This is a genomic window from Curtobacterium sp. MCBA15_009 (genome assembly GCF_001864895.1).
Taxonomy (GTDB): Bacteria; Actinomycetota; Actinomycetes; order Actinomycetales; family Microbacteriaceae; genus Curtobacterium.
This window is the reverse complement of sequence record NZ_MJGO01000037.1, coordinates 51,559-73,999: the sequence shown is the minus strand read 5'-3', so window position 1 is coordinate 73,999 and position 22,441 is coordinate 51,559. Positions and strand designations below refer to the sequence as shown.

General features: G+C 72.2%; 21 protein-coding genes. 3 read left to right on the top strand and 18 right to left on the bottom strand.

Annotated elements, in window-relative coordinates; translation table 11 throughout:
* Window positions 1-104: 104 nt before the first annotated feature.
* The 10 genes from BIU97_RS08610 to BIU97_RS08560 form a co-directional block, all read right to left on the bottom strand.
* Complete coding sequence (locus tag BIU97_RS08610) at window positions 105-740, bottom strand: pyridoxine/pyridoxamine 5'-phosphate oxidase (protein WP_071297472.1); 636 nt, start codon at window positions 738-740, stop codon at window positions 105-107.
* An 18-nt stretch (window positions 741-758) separates the two neighbouring features.
* Window positions 759-1,409, bottom strand: coding sequence for an NUDIX domain-containing protein (locus BIU97_RS08605; protein WP_071297471.1), 651 nt, complete (start codon window positions 1,407-1,409; stop codon window positions 759-761).
* Complete coding sequence (locus tag BIU97_RS08600; RefSeq protein WP_071260159.1) at window positions 1,406-2,965, bottom strand: nicotinate phosphoribosyltransferase; 1,560 nt, start codon at window positions 2,963-2,965, stop codon at window positions 1,406-1,408. Before BIU97_RS08600 ends, BIU97_RS08605 begins: the two co-directional genes overlap by 4 nt.
* Window positions 2,962-3,801 carry a phosphoribosyltransferase family protein gene (locus BIU97_RS08595; protein WP_071297470.1) on the bottom strand — a complete coding sequence of 280 codons (840 nt, stop codon included), beginning with the start codon at window positions 3,799-3,801 and terminating at the stop codon, window positions 2,962-2,964. The genes BIU97_RS08600 and BIU97_RS08595 overlap by 4 nt, the downstream gene beginning before the upstream one ends.
* A gap of 24 nt (window positions 3,802-3,825) precedes the next feature.
* Window positions 3,826-4,911: a hypothetical protein gene (locus BIU97_RS08590; RefSeq protein WP_071297469.1), complete on the bottom strand. Its 1,086-nt coding sequence runs from the start codon at window positions 4,909-4,911 to the stop codon at window positions 3,826-3,828.
* Window positions 4,912-5,518: 607 nt separating this feature from the next.
* Window positions 5,519-6,352, bottom strand: coding sequence for a hypothetical protein (locus BIU97_RS08580; RefSeq protein ID WP_071297467.1), 834 nt, complete (start codon window positions 6,350-6,352; stop codon window positions 5,519-5,521).
* Window positions 6,343-6,921 (bottom strand): hypothetical protein, encoded by a 579-nt coding sequence (locus BIU97_RS08575; protein WP_071260177.1) that lies wholly within the window; start codon window positions 6,919-6,921, stop codon window positions 6,343-6,345. Before BIU97_RS08575 ends, BIU97_RS08580 begins: the two co-directional genes overlap by 10 nt.
* 46 nt (window positions 6,922-6,967) lie before the next feature.
* A complete protein-coding gene (locus BIU97_RS08570) occupies window positions 6,968-8,818 on the bottom strand; it encodes a WXG100 family type VII secretion target (RefSeq protein WP_071297465.1) in 1,851 nt (616 codons plus the stop codon).
* Window positions 8,819-8,820: 2 nt separating this feature from the next.
* The gene (locus tag BIU97_RS08565; protein ID WP_071253949.1) at window positions 8,821-9,150 is read right to left on the bottom strand and encodes a DUF6507 family protein; all 330 of its coding nucleotides are present in this window, start codon (window positions 9,148-9,150) and stop codon (window positions 8,821-8,823) included.
* A gap of 113 nt (window positions 9,151-9,263) precedes the next feature.
* On the bottom strand, window positions 9,264-9,560 hold the full coding sequence (locus BIU97_RS08560; protein WP_071253951.1) for a WXG100 family type VII secretion target: 297 nt from the start codon (window positions 9,558-9,560) through the stop codon (window positions 9,264-9,266).
* A 109-nt stretch (window positions 9,561-9,669) separates the two neighbouring features.
* Here BIU97_RS08560 and BIU97_RS08555 point away from each other — a divergent pair, with 109 nt between their 5' ends.
* A complete protein-coding gene (locus tag BIU97_RS08555; protein ID WP_071297464.1) occupies window positions 9,670-14,085 on the top strand; it encodes an FtsK/SpoIIIE domain-containing protein in 4,416 nt (1,471 codons plus the stop codon).
* Here the strand turns inward: BIU97_RS08555 and BIU97_RS08550 are convergent.
* From BIU97_RS08550 to BIU97_RS08515, 8 genes are all read right to left on the bottom strand, one after another.
* Window positions 14,082-14,627: an RNA 2'-phosphotransferase gene (locus BIU97_RS08550; protein ID WP_071297463.1), complete on the bottom strand. Its 546-nt coding sequence runs from the start codon at window positions 14,625-14,627 to the stop codon at window positions 14,082-14,084. The two genes, BIU97_RS08555 and BIU97_RS08550, sit on opposite strands and share 4 nt — an antisense overlap.
* Window positions 14,624-15,073 carry an SMI1/KNR4 family protein gene (locus BIU97_RS08545; protein WP_139195974.1) on the bottom strand — a complete coding sequence of 150 codons (450 nt, stop codon included), beginning with the start codon at window positions 15,071-15,073 and terminating at the stop codon, window positions 14,624-14,626. Before BIU97_RS08545 ends, BIU97_RS08550 begins: the two co-directional genes overlap by 4 nt.
* A gap of 270 nt (window positions 15,074-15,343) precedes the next feature.
* Window positions 15,344-15,946 carry an FHA domain-containing protein gene (locus BIU97_RS08540; protein ID WP_071297462.1) on the bottom strand — a complete coding sequence of 201 codons (603 nt, stop codon included), beginning with the start codon at window positions 15,944-15,946 and terminating at the stop codon, window positions 15,344-15,346.
* Window positions 15,946-16,554, bottom strand: coding sequence for a hypothetical protein (locus BIU97_RS08535; RefSeq protein WP_071297461.1), 609 nt, complete (start codon window positions 16,552-16,554; stop codon window positions 15,946-15,948). The genes BIU97_RS08540 and BIU97_RS08535 overlap by 1 nt, the downstream gene beginning before the upstream one ends.
* Window positions 16,555-16,559: 5 nt before the next feature.
* Entirely contained in the window at window positions 16,560-17,399 is an 840-nt protein-coding gene (locus tag BIU97_RS17285) for an oxygenase MpaB family protein (RefSeq protein ID WP_139195973.1), read from the bottom strand.
* Window positions 17,396-17,761 carry a hypothetical protein gene (locus tag BIU97_RS17665; protein ID WP_071297460.1) on the bottom strand — a complete coding sequence of 122 codons (366 nt, stop codon included), beginning with the start codon at window positions 17,759-17,761 and terminating at the stop codon, window positions 17,396-17,398. The genes BIU97_RS17285 and BIU97_RS17665 overlap by 4 nt, the downstream gene beginning before the upstream one ends.
* A gap of 38 nt (window positions 17,762-17,799) precedes the next feature.
* Window positions 17,800-18,093: a hypothetical protein gene (locus tag BIU97_RS08520; protein WP_071253965.1), complete on the bottom strand. Its 294-nt coding sequence runs from the start codon at window positions 18,091-18,093 to the stop codon at window positions 17,800-17,802.
* 224 nt (window positions 18,094-18,317) lie between these two features.
* On the bottom strand, window positions 18,318-19,949 hold the full coding sequence (locus BIU97_RS08515) for a RecQ family ATP-dependent DNA helicase (protein ID WP_071297459.1): 1,632 nt from the start codon (window positions 19,947-19,949) through the stop codon (window positions 18,318-18,320).
* 244 nt (window positions 19,950-20,193) lie between these two features.
* On the opposite strand from BIU97_RS08515, the gene sucC reads away from it, so the two are divergent.
* Both sucC and sucD read left to right on the top strand, forming a co-directional pair.
* Window positions 20,194-21,363 (top strand): ADP-forming succinate--CoA ligase subunit beta, encoded by a 1,170-nt coding sequence (gene sucC, locus BIU97_RS08510; RefSeq protein WP_071297458.1) that lies wholly within the window; start codon window positions 20,194-20,196, stop codon window positions 21,361-21,363.
* Between the two features lie 11 nt (window positions 21,364-21,374).
* Complete coding sequence (sucD, locus tag BIU97_RS08505; protein ID WP_071297457.1) at window positions 21,375-22,262, top strand: succinate--CoA ligase subunit alpha; 888 nt, start codon at window positions 21,375-21,377, stop codon at window positions 22,260-22,262.
* Window positions 22,263-22,441 lie beyond the last annotated feature (179 nt).

Here is a 22,441-nt window from a genome sequence, read left to right as displayed (position 1 = left end):
CGCGCCGCGGAATTCCGCGGTTCGAGTGCACTTTGGTTGTGCGGCGGTGCGGGGCGCGCGGGCGCCGCACGACGCCGTCGTGGGGGCAGCGGGAGCGAGGCCGTCTACGGCTGCAGACGCGTGGCCGACCAGGCGCCGTCGGCGAGCGCGTACTGCAGGCGGCGGTGCATCCGGTCGCGGCTGCCGTGCCAGAACTCGACGAGCTCGGGCTCGAGGCGCCAGGCGACCCACCCCGCGGGGCGCGGCACGTCGTCGTCGGACTCGTCGAGCAGCACGTTGGCGTCGTCGATGAGGTCCTGCAGCGTCCGGGGCTCGAGCACGGCGGACTGGTCGGCGATCGCCGTGGCGGCGCGCGACTTCGGCGACCGGTCGGCGAACAGCGCGTCGGACTCGTCGTCGGACAGCTGCACGGCCCGGCCCTCGAACCGGAGCTGTTGCATGGTCTCGCGCCAGTAGACCTGCAGTGCGGCGTGCGGGTTCTCGGCGAGCTGTCGGCCCTTCGGGCTGAGCGTCGAGGTGCCGAAGACCAGTCCCCGGTCGTCGAGCCGCTTCACGTCGACGGTGCGGGCGGACACCCGGCCGTCGGCGCCGGCGGTGGCGAGCGTCATCGACTTCGGCTCGGAGACGTCGCGCTCGTCCGCGGCGTCGAGCCACTGCTGGGCGAGGTCGAGCGGTGCGGCGGGGGGAGCGTCGAACTCGGGCAGGTGCAGGGAGTCGTCACCGGACAGCGAAGAGGACATGCCCCCACCCAACCGTGCTCAGACGGTCCACGTCCAGGCTGCCGGGGGACGCCCGCCGCGGGGACCGGCCGCCGGGGCCGCGTCGACCCGGGCGACGGCCGGGTTGGTGCGGAGCATCCGGTTGAGGTTGCCCGGATCCGGGGTGCTCCCGGTGAGCGCCGCGCGGAGGCGACCGGCGTCCGAGGTGGTGAAGCGCTCCCCGAGCAGCGCGCGCGTGAGCGGGACGTCCGACCACAGGCGCACGCGGGCGTGCTCGAGCGCCGCGTCGACGATGCGGTCGTGGTCGAACGGCAGGCCGAACGGGCGTTCGCCGACGTCGTGCCAGGTCGCGTCCGGGGCGGCCTGCGGGTCGACGACCGCCAGGAACGCGATGCTGATCGCGGTGCTCCGCGGATCGCGGTCCGGCCCGTCGAACGCGCCGACCTGCGCCAGATGGCGCACCGCCGCCGGGCCGACGCCCGCCTTCGTGCGCAGGGCGCGCAGCGCAGCGTCGGCCAGGATCTCGGAACCGTCCAGGAGCACGCCGGGAAGGGCCTCCCGTCCGGCGAACGGGTCGTACAGCCGACGGGCGGAGGCGACCCGCAGGCCAGCCGCCCCCGCGAACGACGTCGGGACGACGTCGATCGCGATGAGCGGCTGGTCGCGGACCGCCGGAGCGGTCTCCGTCACGCGGAGGCGGCCCGGCGTGCGGTGCGGGCCGCACGCTCGTCGCGGAGCGTCTCTCGCACGTCGGCGAAGGACTGGAGGCGCGTGAAGCGTCCGTCGACCCACACCGGCTGGAGCAGGCTGGTCGCCTCGTCCTCGGCCGTGGCCTGGTCCGTCTGCCGGATCTCGCCGGTCTCGTCACGGTGCAGGGCGATGCGGCCCTTCGCGCTCTTCTTGCCGCTGCCGGTCTTCGGGTCCTTCTGGATGTCGACGGGCTGGCCGTCGACGAGCGCCCAGGTGGCCTTGACCGCGCTGCCGAGGTTGTCGCGGGTCATGTACTGGTACGTGTACGAGCCGATGCCGAGCACGATGTTGTCGCTCGAGTACCCCTTGGCGGCGAGCCGCTCGTAGATGCGGCGGGCCCGGTCGAGCGTGATGCTGTCGCCGTAGATGACGCCGATGTGCTGGTCGAGGACCTTGTAGCCCTGCTCGTTCACCGTGTGGCCGAAGATCTCGTCGAGCAGTTCGACGACGCCCTTCTGCTCGTCGCTGCGGTCGGCGGCGAACAGCTCGGCCTCGTCGACGTCGTGCACGGTGCCGGTGACGATGTCGACCGGGTCGCCCGAGTCGGGACGGATGACGAGCTTGCCGTCGCGGCCGGTGATGCGGTCCTTGAGCTGCGGCAGCGTCTCGGTGATGACCTTGAACAGGTCGAAGCCGTCGCTGACCGCGGAGACGATGCCCGTCGGGTAGACGTCGAGGATCTGCTGGAACGTCTCGAGCTCGCCGTCGGCGCCGCGGACGCACATGACGCTGTGCTCGGTGGCGGGCACGCTCGCGGCCACCCAGCCGTTGTCGCCCGGGTAGTAGCGGTCGATGAAGTCGAGCGACGGCATCGAGTCGGTGCCGAGGAACGAGAGCAGGTGCCCGGCGCCACCCGCTGCCGCCGACTCGATGCTCGACTGGCCGCGGAACGAGAAGTCGTGCGCGGCGAAGTCGATGCCCTCGGGGACGGCGCCGGTGCGGGCCGCCCAGTCCTCCATGAGGTCGCGGTACTCGAGCGCCTTCGTCGCGACGGTCGACGGGTGCCAGATCGATGCGGACAGGGCGGTCTCGATGTAGTTCGGCAGCCAGTAGAACTCGTCGATCGTGTTCTCGACGGTCAGGGTCGCGACGCCGATCGGTGCGAGCGTGCCCTCGGGCAGCGCACGGATCTCGAGGGGCAGGTAGCCGAGGCGGTGCAGCGCCCGGACGTGGTCGGTGCCGATGTGGTTCGGGCCGAAGTAGCCCTGCAGGGCTTCGTCGAACAGGCGGACGACCTCGTCCTCGTCGGCGGCGAAGAACGGCGCCCAGGCCTCGACGAGCGAGCGCTGGACGAACGCCTGCAGGCCGAAGACCACGGCGTGGGTCGACTCGGGCATGTGCGCGTTCGAGCGGTTCGTCCAGTTGATGAGGATCCGGGTGGTCCCGGCCGGGTAGACCTGCCGGTGCGAGTGCTTGTAGCCGTCGACGGCCAACAGGGGCGCGATCGGGCTCGCGGTGGTGATGCGGGGCTCGAGGCCCGTCGTGGTGGTGGTCATCGGATCTCCTTCGTGAGGTACGGGCTGAGCGGGACGGTGCGCAAGCCCGGCACGTCGTTCTGCGCCGGGTAGCTGTCGGTCGTGACGATCTCGCCGAAGTGCTCGGCGAGCTGCGGGGCCCGGCCGGAGAAGACGCCGTGCGAGACCCAGAGGCCGAGGCGCTCCTTCGGCAGGCCGGTCGAGCTCGCGAGGCCCATGAACGTGCCGCCGCCGTCGCAGATGTCGTCGACGACGAGGAACCGGCCGTCCGCGGGGAGGGGCTCGCACGAGAACCCGTCGAGCTTGCCGGTGTCGGGGTTGCGGTGCTTCTCGGCCCGGTACAGCGGCAGGCCGCACGACTCGGCGACCGCCGTGGCCCGGGCGACCGCGCCCTTGTCCGGCGCGATGATGCCGGTGTACGCGTCGCCCTCGACGTCGAGCACGGCGTCGCGGACGACCTGCTCGCTCGTGACCACCGTGAGGTGGTCGACCAGCCCGACGACCACGGGGGAGTGCGGGTCGAAGGCGATCATCTGGTCGATGTGGAACCCGTTGAGGACGTCCGCGTAGACCTTCGCCCCGAAGGGCAGGCCGCGGTCCTGCCGGGCGCCGGGCAGGTACGGGACGAGGGCGACGGACCGCGATCCGCGCTGCCGGACGGCGTCCGCCCACATGCCGAGCATGAGGAGGTCGTCGCCGTTCGTGCCGCGCAGGGTCGCGATCTCGGTGGTGCCCCCCGGCTCGGCGGTGTCGTTCGCCACCTTGACGTGCGCTTCACCGGCGGGGAACCGCATGGTGGAGAACGTCGGTGTCGTCTGGTTGCCCTGGGCGTCCCAGGTGCTGAGTTCGACTGCCATGGTCCGACCGTACCACGGTATTTGTCAGTGTGACAAGAATTCCGTCTCCCTGGTGATCCGGACGTGCCCGGCACCGCTCACGAGCACCGTGTACATCGCCTGGTCCGCGAGACCGGAGAAGGTCGTGTTCGCCCCCTGGTCGTCGTCGCGCCCGGTCGGGACGCGGCCGCGGTCGAGCCAGAACATGGCGTCGACCGCTGGTGCCGGCACCAGGGCGAGGCCGTCGACGTACCGATGCAACGCGTCGACCTGTCGTTGCGCGGAGAGCGCTGCCAGGTCGGTCGGTCGGAACTCCGTCGGTGGCTGCCCCTGTGCGCGGGTGTCGAGGAGCACCTCCACGTGCGCACGGGTCCGACCGACGTACCGGCGACGGAAGCGTCGGACCCGCACCGTGCCGGAGCCGTCGACCCCGATGTCGACGAGGTCGGACCACCGCACACCGTCCTCGTCCGCACCGATCGTCGTGACGAGCCGCACGTCGTCGGGGCCGTCGGACAGTGCCTCGGCCTCGTCCCACTCGCCCGGCTGCAGCGCGTCCCCGGCCAGCGATCGCACGATCTGCCATCGCTCGTCGCCGTGGCGTCGGCCGCCGGACAGCGCTGCGCGGAGGCGGCCTCGCAGGCTCCGATCGACGACGAGTTGCTCGCACGGTCCGGTGACCGAGACCACCTCGTCGACGTCGTCGTACGGTGCGGCAGCGCGGGGAGTGCGCAGCGCGGCTCCCGCAGCAGCCCGCTGCTCGGCGACCGTGGCGAGGCGCTCGGCAGTCGGAGCGAACACGTCGACCAGGTCCGCCGGCCCAGGGGAGCGTCCCTGTCGGAGTCGGTAGGCGCGGAGGCCCCCGCCCTGGTCGCGCGCCGCGCCGCTCGGCCAGACGTCGATCCGCGCGCCCTCGACGCCGAGCAGCCAACCCTCGTGCTCGAGCTCCAGGCGTACCCTGCACAGCGCCTCGAAGGCATCGTGCTCGACAGCGACGTGCTCGACACCGTCGATGACGACCGTCACGGAGCAGCGGGACCGTCCGCCTGTGCCGGACCGTTCGACGTCCACCGTGAGCGTGACCGGGGTCGTCTCGCTCCCGCGGTGCGCCGTGCGTGCCCACTCGGTCATCCGGGTGTCGATCCCAGCAGGTGGCGGGCGGCCCTGCGCCAACGACGAGCGACGGCATCGGGTGAGTCAACGACGGCGATTTCCGGGTGCGGGCGCCGACCGAGGGCCTCGACCGCTCGCGTCCGCCAACCGTCCGGGTCCGTGTCGATGACGACGGAGCAGCTCGAACCGCCCGTGGAAGCTTCGAAGAGCCTCCACGCTGAGTGCGGTCGAGCCAGTTTGCTGACGATGTCTCCCCAGATCCCGTCGGCGGCGGACAGCTCGAGGGCGCGGACGCCGGACGGTGCGAGCGGGACCAGACCTGGACGACGTGGCTGTTGCGCCGTGATCGGGACGCCGTCCCCGTGTCCCTCGGCGACGTCGACCTGCACGATGAAGCGGCCGCCCCGCTCGTCCTCGAGCAGGGACTGCCGCGTCACCTCTCGTGTCGTGACTCCCCTCGTCGCCGGACGGTCCTCGGCGATCGAGTACGCGAACTCGACGCCGACCCCGCGGTCGTACGGTTCGGTTGCCGGTCGACCCGCACCGTCGACTGCGAGGTGGAGCGCGTCGGGAACCGGGACGGCCGTGATCGTCGCCCGGCGTGCAGGTGCGAGCCTGGTCACCGTCACGACAGAGTGCTGTCGGGTTGCCCGAGCACCCACGCCTGCTCCGGCGCGGACCTGCGTGCGACCGCGAAGACGGGCATCGGGACGAGCGATGCGACCAGGACCCGGACGCGTTCGAGTTCATCGGCGTCTTCGGAGTCGACGAGGACGACGATCCGCTCGGACACCCGCTCGACGATGACACCGACCGTGCTGATCTGTGCACCGTCGTACTGCGCGCGGAAGGCGGTCACCGCCGGGTGCTGCTCCGGATCCGGGGCGCCGACGACGATGTCGAACCCCCTCGGGAACGGACTCGCTGCCCGGACGAGTGCCGCTGCTGTCCAGGCGTCGAGTCCGAACGGCATCGACGGCCCTGCAGCCAGGGTCAGTCGGTCAGCGGAGCGGTCGGACTGGTCGAGGAGCACGCCGACGGGTTGACCGTCCGGCTCGGGGATCACGGTCTCGTCCACGATTGCTGCGGGGATCACCGACGTGATCGCCAGGTCGCGGGGAGAGAGCGTCGGCGCGCGGTCTCGCGGGCCACCGATGATCCGGTCGATGTCGTCGGGGAGCAGGACCTGCTCGTCGGCCTGACCGGGCTGGAGCAGGACGGCCACGTCGATCGGAGTCGCACGGAGCGCTGACCACAGCGTCGTGTGCAGGAGTACCGCGTCGTCCGGGGCGGCTGCTCGAGCCTGGTCATGGGCGAGGAATGCGAGCGTGACGGCGGGGGAGGACTCGTCACCGGGGGCGATGACCGCCGGCATGCCGTCCTCGGTCGCGAGCATCCACAGGTCGAGGTCGACCGCCCGTCGCCAGACCGAGAGCTCGACCGCGTCGCTCAGGTCCACGGGCCTTCTCGCCGTCGCTGCTCGTCGGTCGCCCGACGTGACCAGTGCGTTTCTGCTCGTTCCCAGAGCCGGCGGTACTTCTTGACGAGCCGATCTGCTCGGGGATCGCTGGCGAACGAGAGCACTTGGTCGAAGTAGTCGCGCCTGCCATTCCGGTACCACGATGCTCCGGGTCCGAGCTGTTCGACGAACCGTCCCGTGGTCGGGTGACGGAAGTACACGTCGTCGAAGGCGGGGTGGTCCGATCGACGGGTGTGGACGAGACGCGCGCGTGCCGCGAGGAGCTGCATGTCGATCGGGTAGTCGACGAGGGTGCCGTACGCCCACCGGGAGATCGGGGAGCGGCCGCCGCGCATGTCACCGCGCTCGTCCTCGCGCGAGTTGAGGAGGAAACGGTGCTCAGCTCCGACCCGTTCGTCGACCTCGGGGTCGAGGACGTCGAGCATCAGGGCGAGCGCGGCCGCGGGCGCGACGTACTGCGCCATGGCGGTGCCGTTCCAACTCCCGTCCTCGACGCCGTCTCGCTCGATGACGAGGCGTCCGTCGTCGGCGAACCGTCTGTCGGCCACGGGACCGACCCTGATGAAGGTCGGCAGGTCCGCGGGACTGATCGGCTCACTCACTCGAGGCCAACGGGGCGGTGTACGCGGTGGCGCGCCACGGGGCATGGAGGAGATTGCGCATCGCGACCGATTCTCCGACCGTCCGTACTGAACTGTCCATGGGAGACCAAGCGTGCGCAGATCCGCCGTGTGCCGGGAACGGAGCGGGGTTGTGCCCGGTCATGTCCGCGCGGAACATCTGCGTACCACCCCCGCCGCCGAACTGCGGATTGGCTCCTGCGTGGCCGATCGCGTAGGTCGCATCCGGGCTGATGTGGGTCTCCGAGACGAACTCACGGTACGGGGTCGCGTAGCCGGTGCTCGCGCCGACCTGCGCCGATTCGTGGAAGGTCGCGGAGTCGACCACGGGGCGGTCCGGTACCGCGTAGGACGCACCGAACCCGTCGAAGTTCGGAGTGGAGGCGAACCCGTCGACACCCTTCGAGCCGGCTACGACGTTCGTCATGTCGTCGACGCCGTAGTACCCGTCGCCGCCCTGCCACAGTTGACTCGCTCGCGCTGGATCGGTACGGGCGATCTCCGACACGTGGGCGTTGTAGCCGGAGTTCACCGTTCGTGTGAACGCCGAGTCGGACTTCTGGATCCCCTCGAGGAGCCTGCCGGTGATGCCCGTACCTCGGCCACCGGCCGTGTAACCGCTCGCAAATCCCTTCGCTGCGTCGACGGTGCTGTGCAGCATGTTCGCCGGTGTCAGGTAGCGCACCTGCAGTGCCATGCGCTCGATCCGGCGAGCGGGGTTCGACGCGAACTGCTGCACCGCGAGCGGGAGCTCCTTGAGGGCCATCACGCCGTACCGGCCGGCACCGCTGAACGTCCGCGCGGCCAGCGAGCCGAGGGAACCGGTCGAACGGGCGAGCGAGAACGCCTTGCGTGCGTCGCCGGCGGCCGACAGGAGTCGACCGGCGGTGGTGATGCCCTTCATCCCTGGGATGCAGTCGAGCAGGGCGAAGGCGAGGTCCCACCCGTCGGCGGTGCCCTTCGACATCTTGTACAGGGTGTCGGCGAGCACGAGCAGGGCTGCGCCGAGCACGATCCAGGCGAGTGGCCCGCCGATGATCATGACGATGATGCCGCCCACGGCGACGACGACCTTCGCGATGGAGACGATGGTCTCCCACGCCTCGGACCCGAAGATCTTGTCCCACGTCGACTGCTTGCCGAGGCCCGCGTCGGCGGCTTCGCCGATCTTCGTCGCGGTGCGCCGTTCGCCGTCCTCCCAGTCGCCCTTCGCGTCGGCGACGAGCCGCTTCGCCGCATCGATCCGGGACTGCGCCGCAGCGATGTCGCCCTGCGCACTCGACACGGACCCCTGCGCGACGGAGGCGTTGTCGGACGCCGCCCGCAACTGCGCCGGCGACGGCACGTCCACCCCGTCGGGGACGTCGGAGCCCGCCGGGTACTTCTCAGCGACCTTCGACAGGTCCTTCGACGCCGACTGGTAGTGCGACAGGGTCGACTGCGCGTCCGCGAGGCGGGTCTGCGCTGCGGCGAGGTCGCCGGAGGCGTCCTTCGCGTCCGCCAACGCACCGTCAGCCCGGTACTGGGTGTCGTCGACGACGTCGGCCCACCCCGACAACGCGGTCGCTGCTGCTTCGTAGGAGGCGACGAGCTTGGTCAGGTCCGACGGGGTGTCCTCGATCGCGTCGACGAACACGTCCGCCGCCTCACCCTGCCAGTCGGTGAGCCACCCGGACCCCTGCACAGAGTTCAACCGGGTCGAGGCGTCATCGGCGGCGTCGGAGATGCGCTGGTACTCCCGCGCCATCATCCGAACCGACGACGGATCCCCCTTGACCGGGTCGTCCCCCTGGTCGACGACGTCCCACCCCGACGGTCGCGCCACGACTACTGCGCCCTCGAGGCGGCGGGGCCGCCGCCACCGTTGTCGTCGTTGACCTGGAGTGCCTGCGCGAGCTGCTCGTCGGTCTCGGTGTACGTCTCGATCGACGAGTCGAGCATGTCCGCCAGGGCCTTCGCCGAGTCGCTGATCTTCTGCCGCTTGTCACCCCAGCGGTGGTCGAAGTCGTGCAGCGCCTTCTGCACGGTGCCGGACCCGATCTCGTCGTCGGACGCGTCGACGCGCTTGTGCGCCTGCTCGAGCGTGCTGTGCACGGTCGTCAGGTCGCTCTGGAGCTCCCCGAGCCCCATCAGGTCGACCAGCAGCTTGTCTGCCACGGAACTGTCCCTCCCCGATCACGAACCGTGGGGCCGGTCCCGGACCGCCCCCCAGTGGAACCGCGACGACCCCGTGCCCCGCGCGATCGCGGGACACGGGGTCGACGACGGTGTCAGCCCTTGAGGCCGGAAGCCAGCGACTCGTCCGTCTCGGACAGGGTCTGCGAGGCCTTGGAGAGGAAGGTCGACAGACCGTCGAGGCCCTGGACGGTCTGGCTCACGCCACGGTTGAACTCGTCGTAGGACTCGCCGAACGCGACCGACGACTTGTCGGTGACGTAGCCGTCGGAGACGAGCTGCTGGATCTTCCGCTGCAGTGCGGAGAGACGGTCCTCGATGTCGGCCTGGCCGGCCTTGAGGTCGGAGGCCGCGGCCTCGAGGTCTGCGTACGAGACGTTGATGTTCGCCACGGTGTGACTCCCTTTCCCCGGAGTTTCGTTCTGTCCCCCCAACGGGGCGTGTGCGGCAGACACTACCATCGTGCTCCTACGTGTAGTCAACGCTACGGGGGAACCTGCCATGACCTTCACCTTCACGATGGTCGACCGGGAGAGCGGCCAGACGGCCAACGTCTACGTGGACGGGGACGAGACACGAGCGGTGCGCGAGGTCCTGGCCGAGGCCGAGCGGCTCATCGCCACGGACGTCGTCGCCTCGGGTCGGACGCCGGCGTACTTCGTGGGGGAACGGCCGCTCGACCTGTCGGCGACGGTGGCCGGGTCGGGGGTGCGGGCCGGGGTGGTCGTCAGCCGCAGCCTCGAGCAGGTGCCGCCCCCGCCGCTGCGTCCGCTCGGCGACGCCGAGATCCGCATCGTGTCCGGTCTGCACGCCGGCCGGATCGTCCGGGTGGGGACCGGCACCGTGGTCGTCGGGACGGCGCCGGGCGCCCACGTGCGGATCCCGGTCAGCGCCACCGAAGCGGTCGAGGCCGAGGCCTCCGGCACGCCGACGGTGCCGGACGTCGCCCTGCTCGTCACGGTCACGGCGGACGGGGCGACGGTGCGCCCGGCGAACGGCTTCGCCGGGGCCGTGCTGGACGGCGAACCCGTCACCGGGTCGACCGACTGGCCGGAGACCGCGCAGCTCGCCGTCGGCGGGGTGCTGCTCGGCTTCGGGCGCGCCCCGGACCGCGGCGCGCACCTGTCCCTGGCCGACGACGGCATGGCCCTGGAGTACAACCGGCCGCCGCGCATCCTGCCGCCGGACGAGCACACGCGTTACCAGCTGCCGGCACCGCCCACCGAGCCGCCGGCGCGGGCGCTGCCCGTCCTCATGGCGCTCGCGCCGATGGGCATGGCCGTGATGTTCGTGTCGACCACGGGGCGGTGGATCTACCTGCTCGTCGCCCTGCTGTCGCCGATCCTCATGATCATCACGGGCCTCCAGGGCCGCCGCCAGGGCAAGAAGACGTACCGCCAGCGGGTCGTGGAGTACGAGGAGACCAAGGCGAGGATCGAGGCGGACGCGACCGAGAGCCTCCAATCCGAACGCGCACGCTGGATCGCGAGCGCGCCCGACCCCGCCGCCGTCTACGAGACCGCGGTCACGCCGCTGCCACGCCTGTGGGAGCGACGGCGGACCGACCCCGACCACCTGCTCGTCCGCGTCGGCACCGCGACGCAGCGCTCCGAGGTGACCATCGAGGACCCGGAGCAGCTCTCCCACAAGCGGACCGTCGCCTGGGACGCCACCGACGTGCCGGTGCGCATCCGGCTCGCCGAACGCGGCGTGATCGGCATCGCCGGGCCGGACGACGACGCTCGTCGACTCGCCAACTGGGTCGTCGCGCAGCTCGCGACGCTGCAGAGCCCGAAGGACGTGCGCTTCACGCTGCTCACCGACACGACCCGCACCTCGCTGTGGGAGTGGATGTCCTGGCTGCCGCACGTCCGTCGCGACGGAGCCGACCAGCCGATGACGAGCATCGCCTCGAGCGCCGCGACGACGGCCCGCGCCATCGCGGAGCTCGCCGCGGTCATCGACGCGCGCAAGGAGGCGGGCATCGGGAAGAAGACGCCGCCGGCCGACGAGATCGTCGTCGTGATGGACGGCGCGCGCCGCCTGCGGGCGATGCCGTCGCTCGTGCAGGTCCTCAAGGAGGGGCCGGCGGTCGGGGTGTTCAGCATCTGCCTCGACCTGGACGAGCGGCTGCTGCCCGAGGAGTGCGACGCCGTGGTCGTCGTCCGCGACGACCGGGTGCGCGTCACCCAGCAGCGGACCGAGCGGATCGACGACGCCCGTCCGGACCTCGTCGACCAGGACTGGCTCGAGTGGGTGGCCCGATCGCTGTCGCCCGTCGTCGACGCCAGCCCGGACGCCGAGGACGGCGCGATCCCGTCGTCGGCGCGCCTGCTCGACGTGCTGCAGCTCGAGCCGCCGACCTCCGAGGCGGTGCAGGCCCGCTGGTTGCTCGGCGGACGCAGCACGACCGCCGTCGTCGGCGCGTCGATCGACGGCCCGTTCGCGATCGACCTGCGCAACGACGGGCCGCACGGCCTGGTCGCCGGCACGACCGGTTCCGGCAAGTCCGAGCTGCTGCAGACGATCGTCGCCTCGCTCGCCGTCGCGAACCGGCCCGACGAGATGAACTTCGTGCTCGTCGACTACAAGGGCGGCGCGGCGTTCAAGGACTGCGTGCTCCTGCCGCACACCGTCGGCATGGTCACCGACCTCGACACCCACCAGGTCGAGCGCGCGCTCGAGTCGCTCGGCGCCGAGCTGCGCACCCGCGAGCACGCGCTCGCCGCGGTCGGCGCGAAGGACCTCGAGGACTACCAGGACCTGCAGGCCAAGCGCGCCGCCGCCGGTGGCGAGACCATCGCGAGCATGCCGCGGCTGCTCATCGTCATCGACGAGTTCGCCTCGCTCGCTCGCGAGCTGCCCGACTTCGTCAAGGGGCTCGTGAACATCGCGCAGCGCGGACGCTCGCTCGGCATCCACCTGATCCTCGCCACCCAGCGTCCCGGCGGGGTCGTCTCGCCCGAGATCCGGGCGAACACGAACCTGCGGATCGCGCTGCGGGTCACCGACCAGTCCGAGAGCCAGGACGTGATCGGTGCGAACGACGCCGCGCGGATCGCCAAGACCACACCGGGTCGCGCCTACGTGCGGCTCGGCGCCGCCTCGCTGCTGCCCTTCCAGTCCGGTCGCGTGGGCGGGCGACGGCCCGGCACGGACGACCAGGAGGCCCGGCCCGCGCTGGTCCGCGAGCTCACCTTCGCCTCGTACAGCGACCCGGCCCCGCGACCTGCCGCCGTCGAGGCGGCGGCCAGCGACGTGGAGGTCACCGACCTGAGCGTCCTGGTCGGGTCCATCGGCGACGCGACCCGCGCGCTCGGCACGCCCGCGCAGCGGCAGCCGTGGCTGCCGCCGCTCGGCACGGTCGTCGGGCTCGACGACGTCGAAGCGGCCGGCGACGGCGACCTGCCGGAACTCGCCGTGGCGTGGGGCGTCGAGGACCACCCGTCCGAGCAGCAGCAGCGGCAGACGGTGTTCGACCTCGACGTGGACGGCCACCTGTTCGTCATCGGGTCCCCACGCTCCGGACGCAGCCAGGCCCTGCGGACACTGGCCGGCGCGATGGCGCTGCGGCTCGGGGTGGGGGACGTGCACCTGTACGGCATCGACTGCGGCAACGGCGCGCTGCTCGCCCTCGCCGGCCTGCCGCACTGCGGCGCCGTCGTGCAGCGACACGAACCGGACCGGGTCTCGCGCCTGCTCGGCATCCTGCTGCGCACCGTGCAGGACCGGCAGGCGGCGTTCGCGAGCGGCGGGTACTCGTCGATCGCCGAGCAGCGCTCCGACCCCGGCACGACGCCGCTGCCGCACATCGTCGTCCTGCTGGACCAGTGGGAGAGCTTCATGGCGACCCTGGCCGACGCCGAGAACGGCGCGCTGCACGACGCCGTCCAGACGCTCCTGCGCGAGGGCGTCGGCGTCGGCGTGCACCTCGTCGTCTCCGGCGACCGGACCCTGACCTCCGGCCGGATGTCGAGCCAGGTCGAACGGAAGCTGCTGCTCGCCCTCGCCGACCGCGGCGACTACAACTACGAGGGCATCAACGGCAAGAAGCTGCCCGAGTCGATCCCGCCCGGCCGCGGCTTCCGCAACGGCACCGCGACGGAGACCCAGGTCGCGGTGCTGCCCGGCGGACTCGGCGGCCGCGACCAGGCCGCAGCGCTCCGCGGCATCGGCGACGAGGTCCGCACCCACGTGCCGGACGACGCGCCGAAGCCGTTCCGGATCGACGTGCTGCCCCGCTCCGTCACCCTCAACGACGCGCTCCGCCACCTGCCGGCGTCCGACGCGGTACCGGGCCGGGTCGCCCTCGGTGTCGGCGGCGACGAGCTCCGGCTGTTCACGCACGACTTCCTGCAGGACACCCCCGTGTTCATCGTCGGCGGCAGCCCGCGCTCGGGCAAGAGCACCGCGCTCCTCGCGATGGCACGGCACGTGCTCGGCGCGGGCGGGTGCGTCGTCGCGGTCACGCCCCGCGACTCGGCGCTCCGCACCCTGGACGGCACGCCCGGTGCGACGGTGGTCACCGACGCCGGCATCGGCGCAGAGGGGCTGACCGCCGCGGTCGACGCCGGCGCCGGTCGCTTCACGCTCGTGCTCGTCGACGACGCCGAGGTGCTCAAGGAGACCGCGGCGGAACCCGTGTTCCGCGCGATCCTGGAGTCCGACCGCGGCCGCTCGGTGGGCCTCGTGCTCGGCGGCGACGTCGAGGGCGTCGCGAGCGGGTTCCGCGGGTGGCAGGTCGAGGCGAAGAAGGCCCGGCGGGGCATGCTGCTCGCGCCGCTCAGCACCGTCGACGGCGACCTGATCGGCACGAAGCTCTCGAAGAGCCTGGTCACGCAGGACCGCGTCGCCGGGCGGGCGCTGCTCAACGACGCCGACCAGGCGCTGCGGCTCGTGCAGGTGCCGCTCGACTAGGGTCCGGCGCGCTCGACGTACTGCGGCGGGACGCACAGCGCCAGCGTGACCCGGTCGTGGCCCTCGGCGAACTCGACACCGTCGGCAGCCGCCCGCGCGGCGTCGATGCGGAGCAGGACCGGGTGCGGGGCCTTGCGCCGCCCGGCCTGGAGCGCGAGGTCACGGTCGGTCGTCAGGTGCGCGTACTGCCGGCCCATCGGCAGGAGCCCCTGCTCGAGGATGTGTGCGGCGGCCTCGGGCGACGTCGCGTGCCAGAGCTCGGCAGCGGGTTCGACGCTGCGCTTCAGGATGCGCTCGTCGGTCGAGTGCCCGTACTGCGCGCGGATGCGGTCGTCGTCGATGACGAAGCGTTGCTTGTCGGACTCCGCGACGACCCGTCGGACGTCGTCCACGGTGACGTCGACACCGGCGCCCTGCAGACCGGCGACCAGCGCGGCCACCGGCACGCTGCCGTCCGGTGCGAGGTCGAGGCCGTAGGCGCCGGGCTCGTGACGGAGGGCGTGCGACATCGCCTTGCTGATCGTGGTGTCCCGTCGGGTCATCGTGGGTCCTCGTCCTCGTCCTCGTGCTCGTGCTCGTGCTCTTGCTCGGCGAGCCAGGCTGCTCGGTGCTCCTCCATCTCCTCCCACCAGACGTCGAACGACGTCCACTGGCCCCGGTACTCCGTTCCCGGCGAGGCGAACGCGTGGATGACGAGCACGGGTGGGTCGCCGGTGTGGTCGGTGCCCTCGAAGCAGAACACGTCGTCGGTGTCCTGGTGCTTCGCGAACGGTACGAGAGAACGGCCTGGGTACTGTTCCGCGACCGTGGCCGCCCAGAACGACGAGTCGCCCTCGTACTCGCAGAGCCACGACCAAGGTCGGATGGCAGGCAGGTCCACCTCGACCACGACGTCGGTGAAGCGATCCGGGTACACGAAGCGGTCCGTCGGGATCTGCCGGATGTCGACCAGACGTTCGTCGACCGTCAATCGCCGGATGTCTCTCATCGTGCGACCCCGGTGAGGCGCGGGAGATCGTCTGAGCTGTTCAGGTTCGCGTCTGACCGGCTCTTCCGTCGGCCCGCTGTCCGGACCTTCGCTGCTGCACTCCAGGTCGCTGGTGCCCGCCCGGATTCGTTCTGTCCCATCGCGCACGAGATGGGAAGGTGATCCGCGCGTCGGAAGCCGGAAGAACCTGCTGACCACGCGCGAAACGGCCCACCACGCGCGGAACGTCCTCCTACGCGCGGAACTGCCCCACCGCCTCGGGACCGCACGTCAGCCGAGCGGCCCCTCGTCGACCAGGCCGACGGCGGGCTCCGCACGCAGGGTGTGGCCCCCGAACACGACGGTGTCGCCGGGCTGCACGGTCGTGCGCTGCGACGGCACGAGCGTCGCCGCCTGGTGGCCCGGGCGGTGGAGTTCGACCCCGTTCGCCGAGGCCGCGTCGAGCACCCAGAACGACCCCTCGGCACCGAAGCCGAACTCCAGGTGCGTGCGGCTGAGCAGGCGTTCGGGGTCCTCGAGTGCGATGACGTGCGCGTACCCGCCGTCGGGGTGGGCGCTCGCCGGGTCGCGGCCGACGAGCCCGCCGCCCGAGACGGTCACGCGCTGCTCGTCGTCGAGCACGAGCACGGCGGCTGCCCGCTGCCGCGCGGGGGCGGCCTGGGTCGCGACACCGGAGCCGCCGAGCGGGCGCCCGGGCAGCTGCGCGACGGTGGAGCGGACGCGGTCGGCCGAGGCACGCGGCGCCGGTGGCGGTGTGACCACGGCCCGGGCCAGCTCGCCCTGCTGCGCCATCCGCGCGAGGTCGTCCGCGGTGACCCGTTCGACCACGGGCTCGACGGGCTTCCGCCGCCGCCGGAACGGCCAGAGGCGCATCAGTCGTCCCCGGGGCCGACGGCCGCCGAGTCGAGGAGCTCGAAGGTGTCGGTGACGGTCTCGAACAGTTCGAAGAGCGGTTCGGCCAGGTCGGTCGCGGGCGAGGAAACGCTCACCAGCGCGACCTGCTCGCCGGCCGGCACGAACGTCTGCATGAGCACGACGTCGAACGAGCCCCGCCCGTCCGGGGCCTGCACGGTGGAGACGCCCCAGACGCGCGGGACCCGGCCCACCCGCGGGACCTCGTGCACGTCGACGTGCATGCCGTCCTCGTCGCCGCCGAGGGCTGCGACGTGGTCGGTGAGCGCCCCGAGCGGGTCGCCACCGGCCTCGGGAGCGGGCAGGACCGTGACCGTGAGGGCGCCGGAGACGATGCCGTCCTCGCTCGGCTCGGCGAACGCGGCGCAGTACCGGGCACCGCTGTCCCAGGCGGACCGCGCGAACCGGCGGAGCACCCGGACGATCTCGGTGCGGTGGTCCCAGAGCTCGCGGTGGTCCTCGATGCGTTCCTGCACGAGGGCCGAGATCCGGTCGTCGCGCCGTTCCGGGTCCACCGGCAGCTCGAACCAGGACCGGGGGACCGTGATGGCGAAGTGGTCGACCGACATGCCCGCTACCGTACCGCGGCGTGTCGACGGGTCGTCCGACGCAGCCCACGGAGCAGCAGCGCGGCGGGCAGCCGCAGCAGGGGCCGGGGGACGACGGCGCGCACGGTCGCGACGAGGCGGACCGTGCGGTCGAACCGGCGCTGCTCCCGCGGCCCCCACGCGAAGCCGTACGCGGCGCGGATCCGCTCCGGCAGCATGCCGACGGTGACGATCCGCACGAGCGGCATCGCGGCACGCACCCAGCGCGGGGCGAACCGCGGGTGCAGCAGGTCCCGCACCACGCCGCGGGCGTCGTCGGTGACCCGGAGCCCGTCGAGCGCGCCCTGCCAGTAGCGGTCGAACGCCGCCACCGAGGTCGGCCAGCGGTCGTCGGGCACCCGGAGCGCGGTGGCGAGCGGCGCGTAGGCGGCGAGGACCTGCTCCGCTCGGGCATCCGAGAACGGGGTGCCGAACAGGTCGTGCGCCCGTCGGGCCGAGTCGAACAGGGTCGCCGCGACCCAGAGCTGCCGGTCGACGTCGTCCGCGCCGGCGACCGGCCGGTGGGCGCGGTCGACGAAGCCGACCGCGGTCGCTGAGTCGGACGCCGTCCCGATGACGACGGCGTAGACGAACATCAGCGTGTGCACGAGCCGCTGCTGCGGCCGCCGTGCGAAGTCGGAGTGCCGTCGGACGCCGGCGGCGACGACGGGGTCGGCGATCTGCAGCAGGATGGCGCGGCCGCCCGCGGCCACGGGCGTGCTGTCGGCGATGCATCGCCGCAGGTCCGGGTCCTGGACGCGGCCGTGCCCGAGACGGGAGGCGCGGCGTGTGTCCGACGCGCTGCCGTCCGTCCGTCGTGGGGTCACCGCTCGCCCCGTCGGTGGCGGGTGCGCAGGACCGGCACGACGTCCGCGGTGAGGGCCGCGACGAGCGCGACCGCGCCGACGCCGAGGGCGGCGGCGGTCGCGCCGGGGTCCACGGCGGAGCCGCGGGTCACGGCGAGCACGGTGGCGACGAGCCAGATCGCCGGCAGCGGCCAGCGGTGTCGCGGTGCCCCGGCGACGAGCGCTCCGACGACCGCGACCACGAGCAGGGGCAGCCACCGGCCCGCCGGTTCCGACCGGGCGGCGAGGTGCGCGGCGGCGGCGACGAGTAGGAGCGCCGCGATCGCGACGAGCCGTGCGACCGCAGGCCAGCGGTGCAGACCTTCCCGGACGCGACGGAGCACGACTCGATCGTACCGAGCCGTGCTCCTGGGGTGCCGCGTCAGAGCGGCTTCGTACCGAGGTCGTTGCCGAGGTCCGGACGGTCCTCGTCGCCGTCGTGCTCCCACAGGTCGGGGGAGCCCTCGCGCGGGGCGCCGCCGGTGGGGCCGTCGTCGGAGCCGTCGCCGGGCTGCGGCTCGACGGTCTCGCCGGCGACCGCGTCGTTCGTCACGGTCTCCAGGGACTCCTCGGACTCGTCCACCTCGTACGGGCCGACGTGCTCGCGGTCGATGTCGTCATCGCGTCGCTGCTGGGCGTCGAGGTCGTCGACGGGGCTGATGCCGGGATCGCTCATGGTGGTTCCTCTCCGTTTGCTGGCTTCCTGCCTACCCGTCGGCGCCTGGTGGCCGTCCGGTTTCGTGTCGTGTTCACCCGGGCGTCACCTGCCGGTCACGCCGCCGGGGCAACATCGCGGATGCTCGGGGGAGTGGAGCGCGGTCGCCGACGGGTGGTCGAGCGACCGCGCCTTCCCCCACCGCGCCTTCCCTTCCCCCACCGCGCCTGGAGCCGACGGGACCGTCAGACCCGCTCGAGCAGCCCGCGTTCCTCGACGTCCGCGATCGCGAGCGTGCGGTAGCCCGCCGACTCGAAGAACACCGTGATGCGGTCCTCCTCGGTGCTCATGACCACACCGGTGCCCCACTCGGCGTGCTCCACGTGGGAGTCCGGCGGCCAGGCAGCGTCGTTCGAGCCGTCCGCCACGTGGGCCGCGGCCTCGTGCGCCGAACCGGAGGAGCAGGTGTCGCAGTTGCCGCAGGGTTCCGGCAGCTCGTCGCCGAAGTACCCGAGCAGGAACTGTCGACGGCAGCCGGTGGTCTCGGCCAGCTGGCGCATCATCGCGATCCGGGACTCCTCGACCCGCTCACGCTCCGCCGCACGGTCCGCCGTGGCACGCGCGGCGCGGTCCGCCGTGTCCGGGCCGTCCGGCACCCGGGCGACGCCGTCGACGTCGTCGCGGAGCGCTCCCGCGTCGAGCAGGGCGTTGAGCGCTCGTCCGGCGGTGCGGGCGGACAGGCCCGAGGCCTCGGCGATCGCCGACCGGGCGATCGAACCGGTCGCCGGCACGGCGTCGAAGACGGCGCGGACCGAGGCGGGCCGGGGCGAGCCGGACGCGAAGAACGTGCGCAGGCCGAAGTCCTCGGCCCGGTAGTGCAGGGTGGCGCCGGCGGGCTCGGCGTCCCGCCCGGCCCGGCCGATCTCCTGGTAGTAGGCGTCGACCGACTCCGGCACGTCGGCGTGCACGACGTACCGGACGTCCGGCTTGTCGATGCCCATCCCGAAGGCGCTCGTCGCGACCACGACGTCGACGTCGCCGTCCAGGAAGCCGGTGTGCACCGACTCCCGCTCCGCCACCCGCATGCCCGCGTGGTACGGCTGCGCCCGACGACCGCGGGCCGCCAGGGCGTCGGCGTACTCCGTCGTTTCGGCCCGGGTGGCGACGTAGACGACCGTCGCCCCGTCGAGGTCGGCGACCTGGTCGACCACGGCCGCCCGCTTGTCGGCGTCCTCGGCGTGCCGGACCACCTCGAGCCGGATGCCGGGGCGGTCGAAGCCCGAGGCGAGCACGAACGGGTCGCGCATGCGGAGCCGGTCCACCACGTCGTCGCGGACGGGCGCGGAGCCCGTCGCCGTCAACGCCAGGACCGGCGGGCGGCCGAGGCGCTCGACGACCTCGCCGAGCGCCAGGTAGTCGGGCCGGAAGTCGTGGCCCCACGACGAGATGCAGTGCGCCTCGTCGACGGCGACCAGCGCGACCCCGGCGTCGTGCAGCCGCTCGAGCACGTCGTCCTTGACGAGCTGCTCCGGGGCCAGGAAGACGTACCCGACCTCGCCCGCGGCGACGGCGTGCCAGGCGTCGGCGACGTCGCGGGCCTTCCGCGTGGCGTTCATCGCGACGGCGCGGGGTGCGTGCACGTGGTGCTCGAGTCCGACGACCTGGTCCTCCTGGAGCGCCACGAGGGGTGAGACCACGACGACGATGCCGTCGAGTTCGAGGCCGGCGACCTGGTAGATCGCGGACTTCCCCGAACCGGTCGGCATCACGGCGAGTGCGTCGCGCCCGTCGAGCACGGCGTCGATGACGGATTCCTGGTCGGGGCGGAGGCGCCAGCCGAACACGTCGGCGGCGCGGGTACGGAGAGCTTCGTTCACCGATCCACACTGCCGGGCGCACGCTGGGGGACCGATCCGGGGTGCGTCCAGCGGCTCTTGCGTGGCGGAGGCGACCCGTGCCTCCCGTCCGTCCACGGATCCCGCGACCCGCGCACCGGGCGTCCACCGACCAGCGCTAGGCTGCGTGGCGGCCGTTGTCTCGACATCGAGCGACCCTCGATGGTGAGTGTGGCGACCGGGTAACCGATGCCGATCGCACGGAACGTGCGGGAAGAAGAACAGCGTGGATCTTTTCGAGTACCAGGCCAGGGACCTCTTCGAGTCCTACGGCGTCCCCGTGTTGCAGGGGATCATCGCCGACACCCCGGACGAGGCGAGAGCGGCGGCCGAGCAGATCGGCGGCGTGGTCGTCGTCAAGGCGCAGGTGAAGGTCGGCGGTCGCGGCAAGGCCGGCGGCGTGAAGGTCGCGAAGACCCCCGACGAGGCCTACGAGCACGCGCAGGCCATCCTCGGCCTCGACATCAAGGGCCACACCGTGCAGCGCGTCATGGTCGCCCAGGGCGCGGACATCGCCGAGGAGTTCTACTTCTCGGTCCTGCTCGACCGGGCGAACCGCTCCTACCTGTCGCTCACCAGCGTCGAGGGCGGCATGGAGATCGAGCAGCTCGCGGTCGAGAAGCCCGAGGCGCTCGCCCGCGTCGAGGTGAACCCGCTCACCGGGATCAACAAGGCCGCCGCGCTCGAGATCGCCGCGCAGGCGAACTTCCCGGAGTCGCTCCGCGACCAGGTCGCCGACGTCTTCGTGAAGCTCTACGACGTGTTCGCCGGCGAGGACGCGACCCTGGTCGAGGTGAACCCGCTCGTGCGCACCGGCGACGGGCAGATCCTCGCGCTCGACGGCAAGGTCTCGCTCGACGAGAACGCCGACTTCCGCCACGAGGGCCACGCGCAGCTCGAGGACACCGCCAGCGAGGACCCGCTCGAGGCCAAGGCGAAGGCCCACGGCCTCAACTACGTCAAGCTCGACGGCCAGGTCGGCGTCATCGGCAACGGTGCGGGGCTCGTCATGTCGACCCTCGACGTCGTCGCCTACGCCGGTGAGCGCCACGGCGGCGTGAAGCCCGCCAACTTCCTCGACATCGGCGGCGGCGCCTCGGCCGAGGTCATGGCCAACGGTCTCGACGTCATCCTCGGCGACCCGCAGGTGAAGAGCGTCTTCGTGAACGTCTTCGGCGGCATCACCGCCTGCGACGCCGTCGCGAACGGCATCGTCGCCGCGCTCGGCATCCTGGGCGACGCGGCCACCAAGCCGCTCGTCGTGCGCCTCGACGGCAACAACGTGGAAGAGGGTCGTCGGATCCTGGCGGAGGCGGCGCACCCGCTCGTCACCGTCGCCGCGACCATGGACGATGCGGCCGAGCAGGCCGCCGAACTCGCCGCTGCCGCGGCCTGAAGGGACTGATCATGTCGATCTTCCTCAACAAGGACTCCAAGGTCATCGTCCAGGGCATCACCGGTGGCGAGGGCACGAAGCACACCGCCCTGATGCTCAAGGCCGGCACCCAGGTCGTCGGTGGCGTCAACGCCCGCAAGGCCGGCACCACCGTCACCCACGGCGACGTCGAGCTGCCCGTCTTCGGCTCGGTGCGCGAGGCCATCGACACCACCGGTGCCGACGTCTCCATCGTCTTCGTGCCGCCGGCGTTCGCGAAGGACGCCGTGATGGAGGCCATCGACGCCGAGATCCCGCTCGTCGTCGTCATCACCGAGGGCATCCCGGTGCAGGACTCCGCCGCGTTCTGGGCGCACGCGAAGGCCCTGGGCGAGAAGACCCGGATCATCGGCCCGAACTGCCCCGGCATCATCACCCCCGGGGAGTCGCTCGTCGGCATCACCCCGGCGACGATCACCGGCAAGGGCCCGATCGGCCTCGTGTCGAAGTCGGGCACCCTGACCTACCAGATGATGTACGAGCTGCGTGACCTGGGCTTCTCGACCGCCATCGGCATCGGCGGCGACCCGGTCATCGGCACCACGCACATCGACGCGCTCGCCGCGTTCGAGGCAGACCCCGAGACCGAGGCGATCGTGATGATCGGCGAGATCGGCGGCGACGCCGAGGAACGCGCCGCCGACTACATCAAGGCGCACGTCACCAAGCCGGTCGTCGGCTACGTCGCGGGCTTCACCGCGCCGGAGGGCAAGACGATGGGCCACGCCGGAGCGATCGTGTCCGGTTCCGCCGGCACCGCCGAGGCGAAGAAGCAGGCGCTCGAGGCCGCCGGGGTCAAGGTCGGCAAGACGCCGTCCGAGACCGCCGCGCTGCTGCGCGAGGTGGTCGGCGCGAAGTAGCGGCCACCGCCCGGCAGACGGATCGGGACGAAGCCGGGAGGCTCGGTGCGGGTTCCGCACCGAGCCTCTCGTCGTTGGGGCGGCCGCCCGCCCGCGTGTCGCCCCGAAGTGGGGGCACGTGGAGCCCCCGGAGCGGGGTGGGGACTGCTTTGATGAGCGCGCCCCTCCGACCCGAACGA

Coding starts and splice junctions, on each gene's coding strand:
- BIU97_RS08610 (WP_071297472.1), bottom strand. CDS start 740: ATGTCCTCTTCGCTGTCCGGTGACGACTCCCTGCACCTGCCCGAGTTC.
- BIU97_RS08600 (WP_071260159.1), bottom strand. CDS start 2,965: ATGACCACCACCACGACGGGCCTCGAGCCCCGCATCACCACCGCGAGC.
- BIU97_RS08595 (WP_071297470.1), bottom strand. CDS start 3,801: ATGGCAGTCGAACTCAGCACCTGGGACGCCCAGGGCAACCAGACGACA.
- BIU97_RS08590 (WP_071297469.1), bottom strand. CDS start 4,911: ATGACCGAGTGGGCACGCACGGCGCACCGCGGGAGCGAGACGACCCCG.
- BIU97_RS08555 (WP_071297464.1), top strand. CDS start 9,670: ATGACCTTCACCTTCACGATGGTCGACCGGGAGAGCGGCCAGACGGCC.
- BIU97_RS08550 (WP_071297463.1), bottom strand. CDS start 14,627: ATGACCCGACGGGACACCACGATCAGCAAGGCGATGTCGCACGCCCTC.
- BIU97_RS08545 (WP_139195974.1), bottom strand. CDS start 15,073: ATGAGAGACATCCGGCGATTGACGGTCGACGAACGTCTGGTCGACATC.
- BIU97_RS08540 (WP_071297462.1), bottom strand. CDS start 15,946: ATGCGCCTCTGGCCGTTCCGGCGGCGGCGGAAGCCCGTCGAGCCCGTG.
- BIU97_RS08535 (WP_071297461.1), bottom strand. CDS start 16,554: ATGTCGGTCGACCACTTCGCCATCACGGTCCCCCGGTCCTGGTTCGAG.
- BIU97_RS08520 (WP_071253965.1), bottom strand. CDS start 18,093: ATGAGCGATCCCGGCATCAGCCCCGTCGACGACCTCGACGCCCAGCAG.
- sucD (WP_071297457.1), top strand. CDS start 21,375: ATGTCGATCTTCCTCAACAAGGACTCCAAGGTCATCGTCCAGGGCATC.